14 protein-coding genes are annotated in these 19,150 nt (G+C 46.4%); 6 read left to right on the top strand and 8 right to left on the bottom strand.

The window, feature by feature from the left end; all coding sequences use genetic code 11:
- On the top strand, nucleotides 1-2,151 hold the full coding sequence (locus ACRN9H_RS12285; RefSeq protein ID WP_432314023.1) for a TonB-dependent siderophore receptor: 2,151 nt from the start codon (nucleotides 1-3) through the stop codon (nucleotides 2,149-2,151).
- A 131-nt stretch (nucleotides 2,152-2,282) separates the two neighbouring features.
- Here the strand turns inward: ACRN9H_RS12285 and ACRN9H_RS12280 are convergent, their stop codons facing one another.
- Nucleotides 2,283-2,996, bottom strand: a complete 714-nt coding sequence (locus ACRN9H_RS12280) for an oxidative stress defense protein (protein WP_432314021.1) — start codon at nucleotides 2,994-2,996, stop codon at nucleotides 2,283-2,285.
- A gap of 361 nt (nucleotides 2,997-3,357) precedes the next feature.
- Here ACRN9H_RS12280 and rimO point away from each other — a divergent pair, with 361 nt between their 5' ends.
- Nucleotides 3,358-4,776, top strand: a complete 1,419-nt coding sequence (gene rimO, locus ACRN9H_RS12275) for a 30S ribosomal protein S12 methylthiotransferase RimO (protein ID WP_432314019.1) — start codon at nucleotides 3,358-3,360, stop codon at nucleotides 4,774-4,776.
- Between the two features lie 181 nt (nucleotides 4,777-4,957).
- Here the strand turns inward: rimO and fumC are convergent, their stop codons facing one another.
- Both fumC and ACRN9H_RS12265 read right to left on the bottom strand, forming a co-directional pair.
- A complete protein-coding gene (gene fumC, locus ACRN9H_RS12270) occupies nucleotides 4,958-6,361 on the bottom strand; it encodes a class II fumarate hydratase (RefSeq protein ID WP_432314017.1) in 1,404 nt (467 codons plus the stop codon).
- A gap of 216 nt (nucleotides 6,362-6,577) precedes the next feature.
- Nucleotides 6,578-6,802, bottom strand: coding sequence for a ribosome alternative rescue factor ArfA (locus ACRN9H_RS12265; RefSeq protein ID WP_071938697.1), 225 nt, complete (start codon nucleotides 6,800-6,802; stop codon nucleotides 6,578-6,580).
- A 163-nt stretch (nucleotides 6,803-6,965) separates the two neighbouring features.
- Here ACRN9H_RS12265 and ACRN9H_RS12260 point away from each other — a divergent pair, with 163 nt between their 5' ends.
- Together ACRN9H_RS12260 and ACRN9H_RS12255 are read left to right on the top strand one after the other, a co-directional pair.
- The gene (locus tag ACRN9H_RS12260) at nucleotides 6,966-9,092 is read left to right on the top strand and encodes a TonB-dependent receptor (protein ID WP_432314015.1); all 2,127 of its coding nucleotides are present in this window, start codon (nucleotides 6,966-6,968) and stop codon (nucleotides 9,090-9,092) included.
- The gene (locus ACRN9H_RS12255; protein WP_432314063.1) at nucleotides 9,086-9,196 is read left to right on the top strand and encodes a pentapeptide repeat-containing protein; all 111 of its coding nucleotides are present in this window, start codon (nucleotides 9,086-9,088) and stop codon (nucleotides 9,194-9,196) included. Before ACRN9H_RS12260 ends, ACRN9H_RS12255 begins: the two co-directional genes overlap by 7 nt.
- Nucleotides 9,197-9,359: 163 nt before the next feature.
- Here ACRN9H_RS12255 and pmbA read toward each other — a convergent pair whose 3' ends face one another.
- A complete protein-coding gene (pmbA, locus tag ACRN9H_RS12250; protein ID WP_432314013.1) occupies nucleotides 9,360-10,703 on the bottom strand; it encodes a metalloprotease PmbA in 1,344 nt (447 codons plus the stop codon).
- Between the two features lie 230 nt (nucleotides 10,704-10,933).
- Between pmbA and yjgA the strand changes: the two genes are divergently transcribed.
- Nucleotides 10,934-11,470 (top strand): ribosome biogenesis factor YjgA, encoded by a 537-nt coding sequence (gene yjgA / locus ACRN9H_RS12245; protein WP_107881467.1) that lies wholly within the window; start codon nucleotides 10,934-10,936, stop codon nucleotides 11,468-11,470.
- Between the two features lie 28 nt (nucleotides 11,471-11,498).
- Nucleotides 11,499-14,030, top strand: a complete 2,532-nt coding sequence (locus ACRN9H_RS12240) for an Ig-like domain-containing protein (RefSeq protein ID WP_432314011.1) — start codon at nucleotides 11,499-11,501, stop codon at nucleotides 14,028-14,030.
- Nucleotides 14,031-14,235: 205 nt separating this feature from the next.
- Here the strand turns inward: ACRN9H_RS12240 and ACRN9H_RS12235 are convergent, their stop codons facing one another.
- From ACRN9H_RS12235 to ACRN9H_RS12220, 4 genes are all read right to left on the bottom strand, one after another.
- The gene (locus ACRN9H_RS12235) at nucleotides 14,236-15,384 is read right to left on the bottom strand and encodes an ABC transporter permease (protein ID WP_432314009.1); all 1,149 of its coding nucleotides are present in this window, start codon (nucleotides 15,382-15,384) and stop codon (nucleotides 14,236-14,238) included.
- 1 nt (nucleotide 15,385) lies between these two features.
- Nucleotides 15,386-16,615: an ABC transporter permease gene (locus tag ACRN9H_RS12230; RefSeq protein WP_432314061.1), complete on the bottom strand. Its 1,230-nt coding sequence runs from the start codon at nucleotides 16,613-16,615 to the stop codon at nucleotides 15,386-15,388.
- 65 nt (nucleotides 16,616-16,680) lie between these two features.
- On the bottom strand, nucleotides 16,681-17,655 hold the full coding sequence (locus ACRN9H_RS12225; protein ID WP_432314007.1) for an HlyD family secretion protein: 975 nt from the start codon (nucleotides 17,653-17,655) through the stop codon (nucleotides 16,681-16,683).
- Nucleotides 17,645-19,054: a TolC family protein gene (locus ACRN9H_RS12220; RefSeq protein WP_432314005.1), complete on the bottom strand. Its 1,410-nt coding sequence runs from the start codon at nucleotides 19,052-19,054 to the stop codon at nucleotides 17,645-17,647. The genes ACRN9H_RS12225 and ACRN9H_RS12220 overlap by 11 nt, the downstream gene beginning before the upstream one ends.
- Between the last annotated feature and the right edge of the window lie 96 nt (nucleotides 19,055-19,150).

Here is a 19,150-nt window from a genome sequence, read left to right as displayed (position 1 = left end):
ATGAACACACTGCGCTTATCCACACTCTATTCTGCCATTATCTTCGCTTTATCAGCAACAACGCCAAGTTATGCCGACGATACTGCAGAAAATAAAAATGTTACTGAAAACATTGAAAAAGTAGAAGTTAAAGGCAGTTATATTGCTGGATATAACGCCAGCACAGCGAGTGGTGCTTCAAAATTAGAATTACCCATTAGTGAGATCCCGCAATCAGTCTCTGTTATTACCAGTGCGCAAATGAGTGACTTCCAACTGACCAATATCAATGCGGTTTTAGACACGGCGACAGGAGTTAATGTTGAACGTATCGAGACTGACCGTACGTATTACACTGCTCGTGGCTTCGATATTACTAACTTTCAGATTGATGGTATCGGCTTACCCTTAAGCTCAGGCAGTAACCATTCCGATGAAGATACCGCCATTTATGATCGTATTGAAGTTATCCGCGGTGCCAATGGTTTAATGACAGGTGTGGGTAATCCTTCAGCCACAGTTAACTTTATTCGTAAGCGCCCGACAATAGATAATCAGCTCAATATTAATGCCAGTTACGGTAGCTTTAACGATGCGCGTGTTGAACTTGATGGCTCTGTGAATTTAAGTGACAAAGTCGCTGCCCGTGCAGTCGCGGTTAAGCAATTACAAGACTCGTATCTTGATCGCTACGAACAAGACAAAAATGTGCTTTATGCCATGCTTGAAGCCCAATTATCCGATAACACTTCGTTATCACTTAGCCATAGCTATATCAAAAATGACACTGATGGAGGCTTATGGGGCGCACTACCGCTGTATTATACCGATGGTAGCGCAACAAATTATGATCGCTCCACCAGCACCTCAGCCAATTGGTCATCATGGTTAGTGGAAAAGCACAATACTGTCGTTGAGCTAAGCCATTACTTTAGTGATGACTGGCACTTACGCGCGACTTATTCACATAAATCAAACGATGAAGACACACAGCTTTTTTATGTTTATGGCACACCAGATAAAACCACTGAATTAGGTCTGACCGGTTACGGTAGCGAATACAATGCTGCAGAGCGCAGTAATTTAGCCGATGTGTACGTTAAAGGTGATATCAATCTGTTTGGCCGTGATCACCAATTAGTGTTTGGCGTTAATTACTCCACCGCAGATAAAAAAGAAAACTCACTCTACGATTACACCACAGGTAATGGTTTCCCTGCCATGCCCGATCTCAATACTTGGGACGGCAACACCCCCTACCCAACCTTTGCCGATGATCCTCAAGGCAGTGATGTGAGTTCAACCCAAAAAGCGGCTTATTTTACTGGGCGATTTAATGTGTTTGAAGACATGCATATCATTGCTGGAGGACGCTTTAATCAATGGGAAGCAAAAGGTGAATCCTATGGCACAGCTCAACTTGCAGACGCAAATAAATTTATCCCTTATCTTGGAGCGGTTTACCGCTTTATACCTGAATTAGTTGCTTATGCGAGTTATACCGAGACCTTTTTGGCTCAAACACAGTTAGATTTAGAGAATAAACTACTCGATCCTGTTACAGGTGAAAGCCGTGAGATTGGTTTGAAAAGTGAGCTTTTTGAAGGTCGTCTAATCACAAGTTTGGCCTATTTCCAAATAGATCAAAAAAACCTCGCTAAACTCGACCCCGCCACTGCAAACCTACCACCAACAGAGCAAAGATATATTGGTATCAATGGCATAAGCAGTGACGGTTATGAAATTGATGTTGCGGGTGAAATTTACGATGGTTTACAGGTTAGCCTTGGTTTTACCGACTTTGATATCAAAGGCGATGAATTAGTAGCAAATTACACTCCAAGTCAGTTATTTAAACTGGCTGCAACCTATGAAATAGAGCAATTTGAAGGGCTAACACTTGGCGTTAATATGCGTTGGCAGGATGCCATATCCCGTGAACAAGGCGTTGTTGGTAGTGGCTTTACCAATGCGGGGGACACTATCACCACTAAACAAGATGCCTATGCCATCGTCGATTTAATGGCACGTTATGCTTTTACCGACAATGTAAGTCTTACCGTCAATGCCAATAATGTGACCGATGAAAAATATCTCAATAGCCTGTATTGGGATCAAGGCTTTTACGGAGCGCCAGCAAGCTACAGTGCAACTATTAGCTGGAAGATGTAATACCTGTGAGGCTCTGAACTGATTAGATATTTAATGTGATTGGTATAACGCTAGTATTAGCGGCAACGACTAAAAATTGCTGAAAAAATGGCTAACTCCTTGAGTTAGCCATTTTTATTATTCAGCTTTTGCTATTTCAGTTTATAAATCACTTCAACTCTATCTTCAATGCTCACTTGACCGTATTGATAACTCTCAGTCGTCCCCATGGCTTCTGCTTTAGCATTCATACGCAACATGACAGGTTGCACTGGACGTTGATCGTAATAGCGAATTTGCCAAATTTTACCGAGGTTTTCACCAAAGCCTTTAGCCAAAGACTCAGCTTTTTGTTTAGCATCAACAATCGCGGCTTGGCGAGCCTTGGCAACATATTCAGCTTCTTTACTCGACTTTAGAGCAATATTATTTACCCGATTCATTCCCTCTTCTAAGGCTGAGTCTAAGATAGTATTCAGTCGACTTAAGTCTGTTATTGTCACGGTAATTTGGCGACTGGCAGTGTAGCCCGACAGTTCTGGTGCTTTATCCTGCACATATACGTATTGTGGTTGTAGATTTAAGTTGGCACTCTGAATTTGATCTTTAGTCACACCCGCTGCAGTAAGCCGAGCGATAAACTTCGCCACGGCGGCATCAGAATTATCTTTAGCGGCTTTGGCGGTTTTTTCAGTAACGGCCACTTCTACCGTCAAATCGGCCATATCGGGTTCGACTTGAATTTGACTGACGCCCAGCGTTTCAATATGTGGGAAATCAACCTCAGCCGCCAGCACTGCGGGTGCTATCAGCATGCTAGAAAATAAACTACCGGCCACGAATATTGCTAAAAAAGATTGTTTCATCACTAACTCCAAAAATAATATCTAAAATCCCAGCATTAACATGGGATAGCGAAAACAAGAAACCGGATACTCAACTCTCAACGTTAATCCTGATATTTCCCTATAAACGCAGGGCAAAATCAAAAGGGTTAATGTTTATAACAAATATTTATAAAAAACATTTATATTTTTAGCGCGCCCCAACACTGCGATGCAGCACCAGCGCCTATTATTAAATCCATACTCAAAATAGGGTCAAAGACGACCTCGTACACTCGCCATTCAACTGTACACTTTTCAGCCAAATTTACTGTACCTTTTAATCACTTCAGGTATAATCCGCCAACTTTTTTAAGGTTGCTTTAAACCTCAGCGAGAAACCATGACAGTTGAAACTTTTAAACCCAAGCAAACAACCACGCTTGATATCCCAGTAAAAACATTAGAAGCTGCAAGCACTAATGCTGTTGCTACTGGAAATCGCATTGGTTTCATATCTTTGGGCTGCCCAAAAAACCTCGTGGATTCTGAGCGAATTCTGACTCAATTACGTATCGACGGCTACGAAGTGACTAATAGTTACGACAATGCCGATCTGGTTATCGTCAATACCTGTGGCTTTATTGATGCTGCGGTTGAAGAGTCCCTTGATGCGATACGTGAAGCCCTAGAAGAAAACGGCAAAGTGATCGTAACTGGCTGTCTTGGCGCTAAAGAAAACCAAATCCGCGAAGTGCATCCAGACGTGTTAGAAATCACTGGCCCACACAGCTACGAAGCCGTGTTGAAGCATGTTCACAAGTACGTGCCTAAGCCAGAGCACAACCCTTTCACCTCATTAATCCCACAAACTGGGGTTAAGTTAACGCCTAAGCATTACTCTTATTTGAAAATTTCAGAAGGTTGCGACAATCGTTGTACTTTCTGCATCATTCCTTCACTGCGTGGTGACTTAGATAGCCGCCCAGCGGGCAGCATCTTAGATGAAGCCAAACGTTTAGTGGAATCTGGCGTACAAGAAATTCTCGTTGTCAGCCAAGACACTTCGGCCTACGGCAAAGACAAAGGCGGTCGTACCGATTTTTGGAACGGTATGCCAGTTAAGCAAGACATTACTAGCCTAGCTCGCCAACTGGGTAAAATGGGCGCTTGGGTACGTTTGCATTATATCTACCCATACCCTTGGGTTGACGATTTGATCCCGCTGATGGCAGAAGGTTTAATCCTGCCGTATTTGGATATTCCAATGCAGCATGCAAGCCCACGCATCCTGAAAATGATGAAGCGCCCAGGCCGTGTTGACCGTCAGTTAGAGGCTATTCAACGCTGGCGTGAAATCTGCCCAGATCTCGTGATCCGCTCAACCTTCATCGTCGGCTTCCCAGGTGAGACCGAAGAGGATTTCCAAATCCTGCTCGATTTCTTAAAAGAAGCACGTCTGGATCGCGTTGGTTGCTTTAAGTATTCAGAAGTCGATGGCGCTGTCGCCAACACCATCGCCGAGCTTATCAGCGAAGAAGTGAAAGAAGATAGATACCACAGATTTATGGAACTCCAAGCCGAGATCAGCGCCGAGCGTTTAGCCCGTTTCGTTGGTCGCACTTTAGACATTCTGATTGACGATGTCGACGAAGAAGGCGCCATTGGCCGCAGCTTTGCTGACGCACCTGAAATCGACGGCATGGTGTTTATCAATGGTGAAACTGAGCTTGAGCCAGGTATGTTGGTTCGTGCCCGCATCACCCATTCAGACGAACACGATCTGTGGGCTGAAGTGGTCGACGCTGACACCCAAGACTAAGCTGTTCTGATATAGGACAGGCTATGACTCAAAAAGCGAACCTCTGGTTCGCTTTTTGTTTTTTATCATTCAATACAGTTTACGCACTAGCGTTCCGGATGCCTTTAATCAGTTTCTAGAACTGCATTTATATCAGCGCCTAATCCTATGATTTGATGCCTGAGACTTGAAGTATTAGACATCAAGCATCTGGCCCTAGCATTTTATTCGCATCGACCCAAAGCTCGAATTCTTCTGCCGTGACAAACTCAAGTTCTAATGCCGCTTGGCGCAGTGTCTTATGCTCACTATGGGCTTTTTTGGCTATCTTAGCGGCCTTTTCATAACCGATATGTTGATTTAGCGCTGTCACTAACATGAGTGAATTTTCCACATGCTGCGCGATTTGTGGCTCGTTCGCCACTATGCCGACCACGCAATGATCGCGAAACGATTGGCAAGCATCCCCCAATAAGCGCCCAGATTGCAGCACATTGGCGATGATCATTGGCTTAAACACATTGAGCTCAAACTGACCATTACTGCCGCCAATACCGACGGCAACGTCGTTACCCATAATTTGCGCGCACACCATAGTCATGGCCTCGACCTGAGTCGGGTTGACTTTCCCCGGCATAATGGATGAACCCGGTTCATTTTCAGGCAGTAATAACTCGCCAATACCGCAGCGCGGGCCAGAACCTAACAGCCTAATATCATTTGCGATCTTCATTAAACTGACCGCTGCCACTTTATAGGCCGCCGACAGCGCAACTAATTCATCGTGGGCGGCAAGCGCAGCAAACTTATTTGGCGCAGTCACTAACGGTAAGCCTGTGAGTTTTGCGATATTGCCAGCCACCTTAACCGCGTAATCCTTATGCGTGTTTAGCCCAGTACCCACGGCTGTCGCGCCTAAGGCTAGCTCGGCTACGCGCTTGAGACTGTGCTTCATAGCTTCGATAGCATGGCTTAACTGCGCCGCGTAACCCGAAAACTCTTGGCCTAAGGTTAACGGTGTCGCATCCATAAAATGTGTACGGCCGATTTTAACGATGGGCGCAAACTCATCAGCCTTAAACTGCAAGCTCTGCTGCAATAACGTCATGCAGGGCAAAACAAGTTCAACGGCTTGACGATAGGCAGCAATATGCATAGCAGTAGGAAAAGTATCGTTGGAAGATTGTGAGCGGTTAACATCGTCATTGGGGTGTAAGTATTTAACGGCATCGCTGAGCAGCCCACCCGAGAGCACATGGCCGCGATAGGCAATCACTTCATTAACGTTCATATTAGTTTGCGTGCCGGAGCCAGTTTGCCAAATCACTAAGGGAAATTGTGTATCCAATTCCCCTGCAATTAACTCATCGCACACTTTGGCAATCAGTTGCGCTTTATCCGCAGTTAAAGTGCCCAACTGTTGATTCGTGATAGCAGCGGCCTTTTTCAAGTAACCAAACGCATGGATTACTTCAATCGGCATAGATGCGCTAGCACCAATACGAAAATGCTGCCGCGAACGCTCGGTTTGTGCGCCCCAATAACAATCGGCGGGGACTTTCACCTCACCCATAGTGTCGTGTTCAACTCGATATTGCTGTGCCATGTGCATCTCCTTCGCTAAAACGCTCTAAGCGTTCACCATACTCGCTCAGGGTAAAAGTACCAATTCATTCCAAGCTAAGCTCTCAGAAGGAAAGCGACTATCGACAATAAGGCTGATTTAAGCGTAAAGACGGATGTTGAGGCTGGGGAAGTAGCAGTAACGGGCAGGACTAACGAGGGATTAAAGCAAGCGGACTAAAACAGGGAAAGCAACAGATTAACAAAAACTTAGACCTAGAAAGTCAAAAGGGGCATCGCCCTTGTGCTGATGCCCCTTTCGGTTTTGTGCATTACGGTCGTATGACCCTTTGCCCTTTTTCGCTTTCTCGGTACGGGTCCTAAATAAAGGGCTCGTCACTAACGCTTTGAGTGCGTTGTCGGTAATGGTGCCTCGGCCACTTTCGTGCTCTAAGGTCATATTTTGTGGTTTTTGCTTAGTCATTTTATGCCTCACTACTTAATGAAAGTTAAGCCCATAGCCTAACAGCGAAAATTATAACGCAATCAAATCAGATGTACAGAGTGCGACAATATGCCGCACCTGCCACACTGAGATGCTCTTTATAATGCAGCGCAATTAATCCAAGTGAATGGAAGACAATAAGATGGCTGCAAATTCTGCGTATTTATCTCACCCGTTTAAAACTTCAGTAATTTCCTCATCCCTCGCAATCGCCATGGGTTTATCACTAGCGCCACAGGCCATGGCTGACGACAGCGAATTAGCCAATATTGAACGCTTAGAGGTCCATGGCCAACAGGCCGAAAACCGTAACGCCTTAGGTTCGGCGGAAAATCTACTGAAAGGGCAAGGAGTCGATTTCTCCGAAGCGGGCGGCGTATCGGCCCTACCTATCCTCAATGGCATGATGGGCGATCGCATCAAAGTGCTGGTTGATGGTGCGGACATTACTGCTTCCTGCGCCAACCAAATGAATCCACCGCTGTCCTATATCTCCGCCAATCAAATCACCACAGCCGAAGTCATTGCGGGCGTATCGCCAGTCAGCGCGGGTGGCGACAATATTGCGGGTGTGATCAAGGTTAGCAGCCTTAACCCTAAATTTGGTGAAAGCGAGGCCATCAAATGGAATAGTGGCGATATTTCAACGGGATACCGCAGTGTGAGTGACACTTTATTACTCGGCACCAATGCCACTGTCGCAAGCAAAAATGTCAGTCTTAGCTATCAAGGCGCCTATGAAGATGCCAACAGCTATAAAGATGGCAATGGCGATAAAGTCATCGATACCCTGTACCGCGCACAAAACCATGCACTGACCGCCGCATGGCGCGATGAGACTCAAGAAGTTGCCATCAAATTGACCCACCAAAATATTCCATTCCAAGGTTTTGCTAACCAATACATGGATATGACGGATAACAAGAGTTACGGTGCCCTCGCCCGTTATCAACTCAAACTCGACGATGACGGTGAATTCAGTGCCCAAGTAAACTGGCACGGCGTGAAACACGAGATGGGCTTTTTCACCCCAGAAAAAACCGGCAAGATGCCAATGAACACTGAAGGTGATGACTACAGCTATCAACTACACTGGCGCTTGCCAATGGGTGATGACAGCACCTTACTGGTCGGCCAAGAATACTATAGCTACCAGCTCGACGATGTTTGGCCTGCGGTGCCTGGCACTATGATGGCGCCCAATGACTACATCAACATCAACGATGGTGAACGCCGCCGTGCCGCCGTTTATGGCGAATGGCAGCAAGATTTAAGTCAAAGCTGGTGGCTATCGGCGGGAGTTCGCTTTGAGTATGTCACCACCAATACAGGTGAAGTCCAAGCCTATAGCAACATGCCTATGATGGGCGTGCCCAATGTCGACGCAGAAGCGGCAAAAGCCTTTAATGCGATGGACAGAAAACGTGATGATAATCTGATCGATGCCACCTTACTGGCACGCTATCAATTATCTACCAATCAACAACTTGAGTTTGGTTTAGCCCGCAAGAATCGTGCACCGAATCTGTACGAGCGTTACAGTTGGGGCCGCGGCACTATGGCAACCACTATGATAGGTTGGTATGGCGATGGTAATGGTTATGTGGGTAATGCAGATCTTAAGCCAGAAACCGCCCATACCCTGAGCGCAGCCTACAAATATAACGGTGATAGCTGGCAAGTCTCGACCACAGCTTGGTACACAGCGGTGACTGACTATATCGATGCCGAAGTGATTGGTAGCTTCAATCGCACTAGCTCACCTGATGGCAAACGCAATATTCTTCAATTCACTAACTTAGATGCCAATCTCTATGGTGCACGTTTTAATGCGCTCTATCAGTTTGCCGAAACCAGCACAGGTAAATGGCAAGTGTTAGGCAAAGTGAATGTGACCCGTGGTGAGCGAGATGAAGGCAATGAGCCTTTATATCAAATCAAGCCGCTGCAAACCGAGTTAGCACTGCAACATCAACTCGGTAACTGGGAAAACAGCCTTTCATGGCAATGGGTTGCGACCAAAGATCGCGTGGATGACCGCCGCCTTGAAAATGAAACCGATAGCTACTCCTTGCTTAACTTGAACAGCAGCATGAAATGGCAGGATCTGACTGTCACCTTCGCGGTGAATAACCTATTCGACAGTTACTATGAGCTGCCGCTGGGCGGCGTGAGTGTGGCTGAATTTAAGGCCGATAATACTAATGGCTTTAAGCAGATTGCCGGTGCAGGTCGCTCGTTTGAACTCAGCGCAAGCTATGCATTTTAACGGCTGATTTTAAAGGCACTGATTTTAAAGGCACTGATTTTAAAGGCACTGTTTTTAACAACATAGTTTTTAACAACATGGTTTTTAACGGCGCGGATTTTTAGGTCGAACAGCTCTAATCCGAACGTTAAACAAAAAGGGCAAGCAGATTAAGTGATTAATCGCTTGCCCTTTTTTATGCTCGAACCACATTCATGCCACTGACACTAAAGCACAGAGACGACTTAAGCGCACTATGCAGCACGGCGGAACGAGTGACACTATGGATTAGTTACCCGCAATCTTCATTTCAGATAACAAGATACCGCCGGTACGAATCGATGAGCGCAAATCAAAATCCTTACTCACGGCTTGCACGCCACGGAACATCTCTTTTAAGTTACCCGCGATAGTGATCTCTTCCACTGGATATTGGATCTCACCGTTTTCAACGTAGAAACCCGCCGCACCACGGGAATAATCGCCCGTTACCATGTTCACGCCTTGGCCCATGACTTCGGTCACAATCAAACCTGTGCCCATGTCTTTCACCAATTCGTCGAAGGTTTGGCCTGTGTGGCCGAGCGTCCAATTATAAATACCGCCCGCATGGCCCGTGTTGGTTAAGCCTAACTTGCGCGCCGAGTAGCTAGTCAGCAAATAGGTTTCTAACATACCACGGTCGATAATACGTCTGTCTTGAGTCGCCACGCCTTCGCTATCGTAGTTCGCACTCGCTAGGGCGCCGAGTAAATGCGGCTGTTCTTCAATATTAAACCAATCAGGGAATATTTGAGTATTGATAGAGTCCAGTAAGAAACTGGATTTACGATAAATACTGCCGCCACTGATCGCGCCGATAAAGTGGCCGATTAAGCCTGTTGCAATATCTGGGGCTAATAAAATCGGTAAGCGAGTTGTGGCGATTTTACGGGCGCCAAGACGACTGACGGTTTTCTCGGCGGTTTTTAAGCCTACGGTTTCAGGTGCAAGCATCTCGCTGAATTTACGGGCGATAGTGTAATCGTAATCCCGTTGCATATTGCCGTCACTGTCTTCACCAATAACGCTACAGCTCAAACTATAACGCGAGCTGCAATAGCCGTTCAAAAAACCATGGCTATTACCGTACACTTTAACCGACGTATGGGCATTGGCGCTGGCGCCGTCAGAATTATTGATACGCGGATCGGCATCAAGAGCCGCTGTTTCGGCGCGAATAGCCAGTTGCGCTAACTCATCGGGGGAAATATCTTCTGGATAATATAGTTGCAGATCGCGGATCTTCGTTGCCATTAATGCTTTGTCGGCAAGACCACTGAAAGGATCGGGCGAAGTATAACGGGCAATATCATCGGCCGCTTTTACCGCTAAGGCAATCGCCTCAGGGCTCAAATCTGACGTCGATGAGCTGCCTTTGCAACCATCGCGGTAAACCGTAATCCCTAGTGCACCATCTTTATTAAATTCAACGGTTTCGATTTCTTTTAAACGGGTAGAAACCGACAAACCTTGCTGTTTACTGATCGCCACTTCGGCAGCGTTCGTTCCTAATTTATTGGCATATTCCAGCGCCACGGCCACCGCATCTTTCAGCGCGCCTAATTCACTATCGATTCGATTTAAAGACACAAAGCTACTCTTTCGTTGTCGGCAATGGTCGTAGCATAACAAACACAAATCTCATTCACATTAATTATTCGTGCTAACCCGCAGCCAATAAGGTGGCTGCACTGAAAATAGCTGAAAACGTAGTGTCTAATAGAAAACGGGCAGCAATCTCGGAATCAGCACATTCACCTAGGCGATTTTTAGCTGGGGATGTTATTATTAGCCAGTATATTACTTGAGGTTTTATCTATATGAAGATTGTTGGTGATTCAGAACATTTTAAACAGCCCTACGACATCGATGAAGATTATGTCAGCAGCAAAACAACGGATAAGCGTGATAGCGAAGCCGTGCAAAAAGTCGGTATGGAGCTTGTTTCACTGAGCAAGACTCAGCTAGATAAAATCGAGCTGGATGAGTTTTTGTACGACGCTATTCTGCAAACGCGTAAAATCAAGGTCAATACTGAGGCTTATCGTCGCCACATGCAGTATATCGGCAAGTTGATGCGTAATTTTGATATCGAACCAATTAAAGCGTCACTCGCTATCGTGTTGAATAAAAACAACAACGAGACAGCGAAATTGCAGATGTTCGAAAAAATGCGTGAACGCTTACTGACCCAAGGTGACGAAGAAATTCAAACCGTAGTCGAGCATTATCCGCAATTAGACCGACAAAAACTGCGTACTTTGGTGCGTCAAGCCACCAAGGAACTCGCTAAAGGTACCGATTCAAAATCATCTAAAGAGCTGTTTAAATACCTACGCAGCGAAATTCAAGACTAATCAACTTCAGCTCACAAGGATGTTGCTTATGCGACTTAGCAAAACGTTATGTAGCCTAGCTTTGCTTTTTATTGGACTATTTGGACTTGGGGCCTGTAATGGCCCTGCGGACGAAGATAACGGTGGCACAGATGCCACTGACGGTATCTATAAACTGTCTATCGACTTTACAACCTTATCGGGTTCTGAATGCGCTAGTTTTACGTCACGCCAAAGCTTTCCTAAAGAGACAAAATTTTGTGCCGTCGCGAAGTTAAAAAAAGGCTCAGCCACCGTCAGTAATCAGAAAGTCGACTTTACGACAGACCTTGGTGTATTAACACCGAGTAGCAAACTAACCGATAATAACGGTGAAGCCATTATTATCATTAGTAATCCTGATTTACTTGTCAATGCAGGGACAATTACGGCAACGACAACCCCAAATGATTCCACCACGGCGCTAACAGCTACACGTAATTTTGAGTTTTTAACTACTGTTGATGGCACCTCTCCAATTCCAGCAACACCTAAACTCAGCGCCAGTATTTTAAACAACTCAGCTTTAGTGACTCGTTTTAAAGTCGACGAGTCAGTACAACTGCAAGCCATATTGCTCGATAGCGCAAGTAACGGCATCGACGGCGTTAAAGTCACGTTTACTGCAGGTTCAGCAGCGCTTAATCCAGCAAGTACATTGACCGACACCCAAGGCATTGCGCAGGTGACCTACACACCAAGTGCGACTGAATTAGGGGCAAACACCTTAACGGTAACCGCTGACTATCAAGGTCAATCACTGCAAACCAGCAGTTTGTATGAAGTATTGAGTAAAGATGCGGTCAATCAAGAAGGTACGCTGAAACTCGGCTCGTTCAATGGCACAGTATTCAATGAAAACACCTTGGCAAGCACCTTAACAGCCGATACTAATGGCACTTACAAGGTCAGCGCCGGAGGCAGTTTTGGCGTGAACGCAAGTTTAGTGTTAGTGGCTAATGATGGCACCATTACGCGAGTGCAATCCCCTTCTTCAATCAGCTTTAGCTCTGATTGCACCAGCAACAATAGTGCGACCCTTGATACGCCAGTGACCACCTTATCGGGTAATGCCAGTTCAACTTTCCAAGACACTAAATGTAGTGGTAATAGTGAACGTAGCGACCAGATTATTGCCACAACAGTGGTAGGCAATCAAACACTCACGGCGAGTTTCCCGTTTACCTTGCAACGCCAAACGCTTGCTAGCTTAAGTTTTGAATCCGCTGAGCCTAAGCAAATTCGTATCAAAGGTGCGGGCGGCACAGGTTCAAACGAATCCTCTTTAGTCAGCTTTAAAGTCACCAGTGCTAATGGACAACCTGCAGCGCAACAAAAGGTGAGTTTTGAACTTGATACCGTTGTTGGCGGCTTAAGTTTTGCTAATGGCACCGCTAATGCTCAAGGCCAAACTAACTCCCAAGGCATCACAAGTGTGCGCGTGTTATCGGGCACTGTGCCCACACCTGTACGCGTGGTTGCCACAGCCGTTGATGCCGATACTAAAGAGGTTATTACTAGTCAATCGGAGCAACTGACAATCAATACTGGCTTACCGCAACAGCTTGGATTTAGCCTATCGAGCAGTAATCCCAATCCTGAGACTGCTAGTATTGACGGAGAAAAGGTCACAGTTACAGCAAGACTTTCAGATAGTTTCGGTAACCCAGCGCCAAATGATACCACCGTCAACTTCACGACTGAAGGTGGCCAAATAGAGCCTAGCTGCTTAACCCTAGATGGTGCCTGTAGCGTAAATTGGACATCATCTAACCCTAGGGTCACAGATCACCGCATAACCATTTTAGCCTATGCTCTAGGTCACGAAACCTTCTTCGATACTAACGGTAACAACCAATTTGATGCCGCCGATGGCACCGCAATCATAAAGGCGTGTTTACAAGATGGGGCAGATGTTAGCTGTAGTGGCAACGGCTTAGATATTGAGACGTTCCACAGTTCCGGCTTTAGCGATTTACCAACCGCTTTTCGGGATGATAACGAAAACTTTGCCTACGACTCAGGTGAACCTTATTTTGATAATCTTGCTGCCGTCACTTATTCCGGCGCCGATGGTCTTTTTAATGGCCCCCAATGTGTCGAAAATTTATGTGGTTTAAATCAAGCCAATAAAACCTATGTACGCAAAGCGGTAGTCATGGTCATGTCGGGCTCAAAGGCATACTTCACTCTCTGGCAAGATGGCGTGAAAGTATATGAAGACCGTAAAGGGCAAAATATTCTGGATAATCTCAGCGCAATCAAACCTATTAACGCAGGGGTAAGTGGTAAATTCACCGTTCAATTTTATGATGATGCCGATCAAATTATGCCATCAGCAACCACCCTTGGCGTAACAGTAACGGAAGGTAAGCTCGTCTATAACCCATTTACTGTGAGCAAAACCAATAAAGCCGATGCAGCTACCACGAGTTTCTCTCTTGAAAAAAATGCACTGTCAATCAATAGCCAAGTATTGATCACGGTTAAAACACCTAGTGGTAACACATCAGAGTTAAAATTTGACGTCAGCTTGCTATAGCAAGCTGCTTTTTCTCTTAAAAAAAAACCGCTCAAGCGGTTTTTTTTTGGAAAATGAGTTCAGTCTGCTGAACTAGTCGATATGAATTAGGCGTTATGAATTAGTGCGCTAGAAAGCCGCTACTAAGTGAGCAGAGGTTGAGTCGATATCAATAGATATGCTGCGTGTTACTGGCAAGATAGTGCTTATAAATGGCTCCAAAATACTAACCCACTTGCGCTTGTAATAACCTAACTCTGCGTTTAACCCCCAAAATAGCTAAACCAAAAAAGACGGCAAACAAGCCCCAGAGCTGTAGCCATTTTGGCATCACACTCGCCCAACTTGCGCCCATTTGATTGAGTTCTAGCATGCCCATAATTGCGGGTACTGCAGGGATAAACTGCGAACCTAACACTAAAGGTTCAGGGATCAATGCCAGCGGCCAAACAAAACCAGATACAAATAAGATAGGCATAGAAATCAACAACAATACTTGGGTCGGTAAATCGCGACGAGTAAATAAGCTGCTCATAGCGATACCTGCGGCGGCGGTAGCCAGTAAAAACGGCAATAACCACAGCGCAACTAAGCCAAGGCTGGCTTGAATACTCACGTTATACCAGTGGTAACAGTAACCGACATAAAAACTAGTAAAAAAGATATAAATCAACATGAAGGCGAGTATTCGACCGCATATCAACTGTACGGGTGATACCTGCTGCCAATAGCCCTTTTGGCGCCATTGTCCTGCCCCTAAAATACCTGTGCCTATCAGTAAGGTTTGATGCAAAATCAGCAAAAACAGCCCAGGCACTACATAGGGTGTATAACCTAAACTAGGATTAAAGGCGGGCACACTATTAAGGTGAATCGAATTTAAGCTTTGCTGTGCTTGCTTAGGATTTTGCCCCTGAGCCAACATACCAATTAACTGTACTTGCTTGCCCGCATCCATCCCCGCACTCACTAAGCCTTCGGCAACCGCAGAATAAATCAAGAAGTAGCTAGCATCGCCGCCATAACTTAAGGTTACGCCTTTACCCAGCAGTAAGTCGCGGCGAAACCCTGCTGGGATCACCAATAAACCATGGGCTTTACCTGTCTCAATATAACGCTTTGCTTCGGTGATTGAACCAACTTGCCCTATCACTTGGATTTTTGCGCTGGCATCGGCATGGCGGATCAACTGACGGCTTAAGGAAGAATGGTCTAAATCCACCACGATCAGTTGTTGTTCGGTCGGTACTTCGTGCAAATAAGGTAAAGGATATAACACCGAATAAAACAGTACGCCGCCAAATAAGGTTACTGCAATGGCTTTATCGCTAATTATGGCTTTAAGTTCAGTCAACATCAGTTGCCACATATTCATCCTATTGCCCCTTTACTGGCAGAGTTGCATCAGAGTCATATGCGGTTACCGCGCTAGTAGCGTTAACTGTAATAGGCAGTAATTTACGTGATAGAAAATAAATCACCGGCAACAGGCAGAGAAAGCCCCAATAGCTACAGAGCTGGGTCGCCACACTCGGTAATGCAGCGCCATAACTGACAACGCTCACATGGGACTCAATATAATGACTCGATGGCATGATAAGCCGCCACCACTGGGCCAATTGTGGCATTTCATGGGTGGGAAACGTGATCCCCATAAAGGCAAAGGCAGGGGCGAATAAGGCCGTGCAAAAACTAATCACCCGTGCACTGTCGCGCATCACAACAAACACCAACAGCACTAAGCTCCATACCGCCAGCAACATCACTGATTGCGCCAACAGTAGTAAAGCTAAACTGCCTGCGATGGGCAATCCAAGACACAAGTACAACCACACTAAGATAAAGCCACCTTGCAGCATTAATATCGGCGTAAATAACACCATTTTCGCCAGCACTTTAGGCCAAAAAGCCACGTTCAGCACATTCGATACACCATGATTAGTGGCAGAATCGATATTCGTCGTGGGGTTTAAGTGCAACTCTCGATTCAAGCTGTTAGCCATCACTAACATCGATAATAACTGCCACAGCGCCACCAGCACTGGCGGCACTAAAAAGCCAATGTAATTATTATTTCGGTTAAACAGCGCCGTAGTTTGACTTTTGACTGGACTTAAATTGACTGCCACTTGGGATTTTGGCGTCCCGCTAGCCAGCTGCTTTAAGCCCGCAACATGCAATAAGCCTTCGCCAAGGCTCAGCTGAATTTGGCTTGAGAGTAACTTGCCCACCAATAAAAACTGGCTGTTATAGCGCACGTCTATCGTAGGTTTATGACCCGTGAGTAAATCTTTTTTCATATCATAGGGAAAAACCACAATAGCGTAGACTTTAGCCTGCTGCATGGCCGTTACAGCCGCAGTGAGATCGGTAAAGTTTTGCGGGTCAGTCACAGGATTAGCCTTCAACTGACGGGCCAGCATACGGCTCAGTTGACTATGATCTTGATCGACAATCGCCACTGGCAGTTGCCTTGGTAAACCAGCACTGAATAACCACCACAGGCAAAAAATCCCTAGCAGTGGAATATAACTGACTAAAGCTAATTGCCAAGGGTCGTGCCACAGGGCGCGCAGTTCACGGCGCACTAACGCGATAAAACTGATGCGCGAGGGTGACTGCTTACTATTGTCCACCGTATTGGTGTCTGGCGTGCGTTCAATCACAGCCCTTACTCACCACGCAGTAAAACAGACATGCCGACACGTAGGTCGCTAATTGGCTGGCTTGGACGCAATTCAACCTCGAAGGTACGCATATCAAAATCGTGGCCACTTTCGGTCGAGCGCCATGTGGCAAACTCACCCATGACGCTAATATGCGACACAGTAAACTCAATATCCTGCTCGAGCGCCGGAATATTTAACTGGATTTTTTGACCTTTTTTAAAGCGTTTAAGTTGGTCCTCTCGCACTTGGAACACCGCCCAAGCATCTTGCATATCAATCAGGCTCACGATGGGAAAACCACTTGGTGCCAATTCACCCGCTTGCAAGAGTACGTCGCTGATTTCACCCGATTTTGGGGCGCGCATTTGGCTATCTTGCATAATCGCGCTAACCTCTTTCACCGCGCCTTCTGCCATACGCGTATTGCCCGCCGCTGCGGCTTTAAGTTCAACGCGCGCGCCTTCCTGCGCCATTTGATACATGGCTAACGCCGCTTGTTCTGTATATTTTGCCGCCTGCCATTGAGTAAACGCTTCATCGCGTTTTTGCCTTGCAGCCACGCCTTCGTTGAACAGGTTTTCCACCCGGCTATAGGTCGTTTTAGCGAGCGTTGCCGCCGCTTGTGCTTTAAGCCATTGTTCTTTAGCCGCCATGATCTCTTGGCGACGAGCGCCGTTATCGGCCTCTGATTGTTTCGCTTTGGCGGCGTCGCGGCCACCTTCGGCTTGCATTAACTTAGCGTCTAATTCTGGGCTGTGGATAGCGAACAACAAATCCCCCTCGGCCACACGATCGCCGCGGCGAACGAGCACTTGCTCAACACGGCCAGGAACCTTAGAAGAAACGTTATATTCGCGCGCTTCAATCTGCCCCTGCAATAAGCTCGGCTGCGGGCTGTAAGCCAACTTAAGGCCATAGCCTAAGATAAGGCCTAATGCGACCAATGCCACCAAGGCCAGTATTCTGTTAGCGCGCATTATTTGTCTCCTGCGACAGTGTACGGTCAGCGGTGCGACCAATAAATTCATCTAGTTGGCCACTAATGGCCATTAATCGGGCATAGGCTTGCACATAGCGATAACGGGCGGCCAGTTGTTGAGTGTTAACTGCGCTCAGTTTCAGCTCAGCATCGACTCTGTCAATAGACGTAGAAAGCCCTTGATTAAAGGCGATTTCTCGCAGGCGCAGATTTTCAGCAGCCAGTTCAAGTGAAGTATCGAGCGCCTTCACCTCTTCTTCAGCTTGTAATAATTGACGATAACTTTGATCCACTAACAGGCTCAAATCCTGCCGCGTTTGTGCCTTAGTGTAGCGGGCTTGCAATAAGGCACTTTTCGCCGCTTCGACCTTACCACTACGGCCATCACGGCTCAGTATAGGAACTTTAACGCCAACGCCGAGCATCCAATCAGGCTCTACCTGAGAAAATAGGCTGTCATCTTCGTAAAGCGTGTAATTGCCAAACAGGAATACGGTGGGGTGATACTTACCCTGTTCTAATGAAACCAAGCCATTGGCTTGGGTCTCTTTTGCTTCGAGCAATTTTAGCGCCGGATGTTGGCTCAGGGTCACTTGAGTTAATTGGTCTAAAGACGGCGCATGTGGCAAAAAAAATAAAGGTGACTGCGTGCCAACATCGCTTTGCTGCAACATGCGCGACAGAGCGATGACCGCCATTTCGTGCTGGCGGCGAGCACTGCCTAAATTAACTTTGGCATTGTCTAAGGCAACCTGCGCATTAAGCCGTTCAACCTTAGCGATTTGCCCTTCTCGCTCTAACGCTAACGCATGATCAACATGCTTAGTTAAAGAGCTTACTAGCTCAGTTTGCGTGCTCACTAACGCCTGAGTGACATCAACAGCGTAGTATCTGTCTACCAGCAAGGTAAATAAATCGCGCGTGACTAATTGCAACTCCTGTTGCTTTTCGGCCACCATAGCGGTGTGTATACCTTGGGCGGCAGTGATCTGCCCACCGGTATAAATCGGCCACATAGCTTGTAAGCTAGCTCGGAAAATATCTTGCTCGGTAAAAGGTGTAACAAACATTGATCCTGGAATACCTGCTAGTGCTCCGCCAAGGGCTGGCGGTAACGTCGCAGGATCAAGCGAGGCTAATGGATTGAGATCCCGAAGATCGAGTTCGATGGGTTTTTCAAGATGAGTATAGCTGCCATTAATGCTCAAAGAGGGCAGATTTAAGCTCTCACCCGCCTCTTGCTCGCCCTTAGCACGGTTAACTTCCTGCGATTGCGCCTGTAGCTTATCGCTCACTTTTAGCATTTGTTGCCAAGCGTCGGTAAAGCTAATCGGCTGTGCATGACTCGCCAAAGGCAAAGATAAAAGGCACAGCCAAGCCACTTGTGATAGATTCATTAACACCTCTAGAGTAGTTACTCTAATTCCATTTGCGAATGATAACATCCATTATGGCAAGCAGCTATCATACCCAAGTTGCCTAAAGATACGAGT

The organism is Shewanella sp. MF08487 (genome assembly GCF_050848685.1).
In the GTDB taxonomy this organism is placed as follows: Bacteria; Pseudomonadota; Gammaproteobacteria; order Enterobacterales; family Shewanellaceae; genus Shewanella; species Shewanella glacialipiscicola.
The sequence above is the reverse complement of the archived record's forward strand: the minus strand, read 5'-3'. Positions and strand labels throughout refer to the sequence as shown.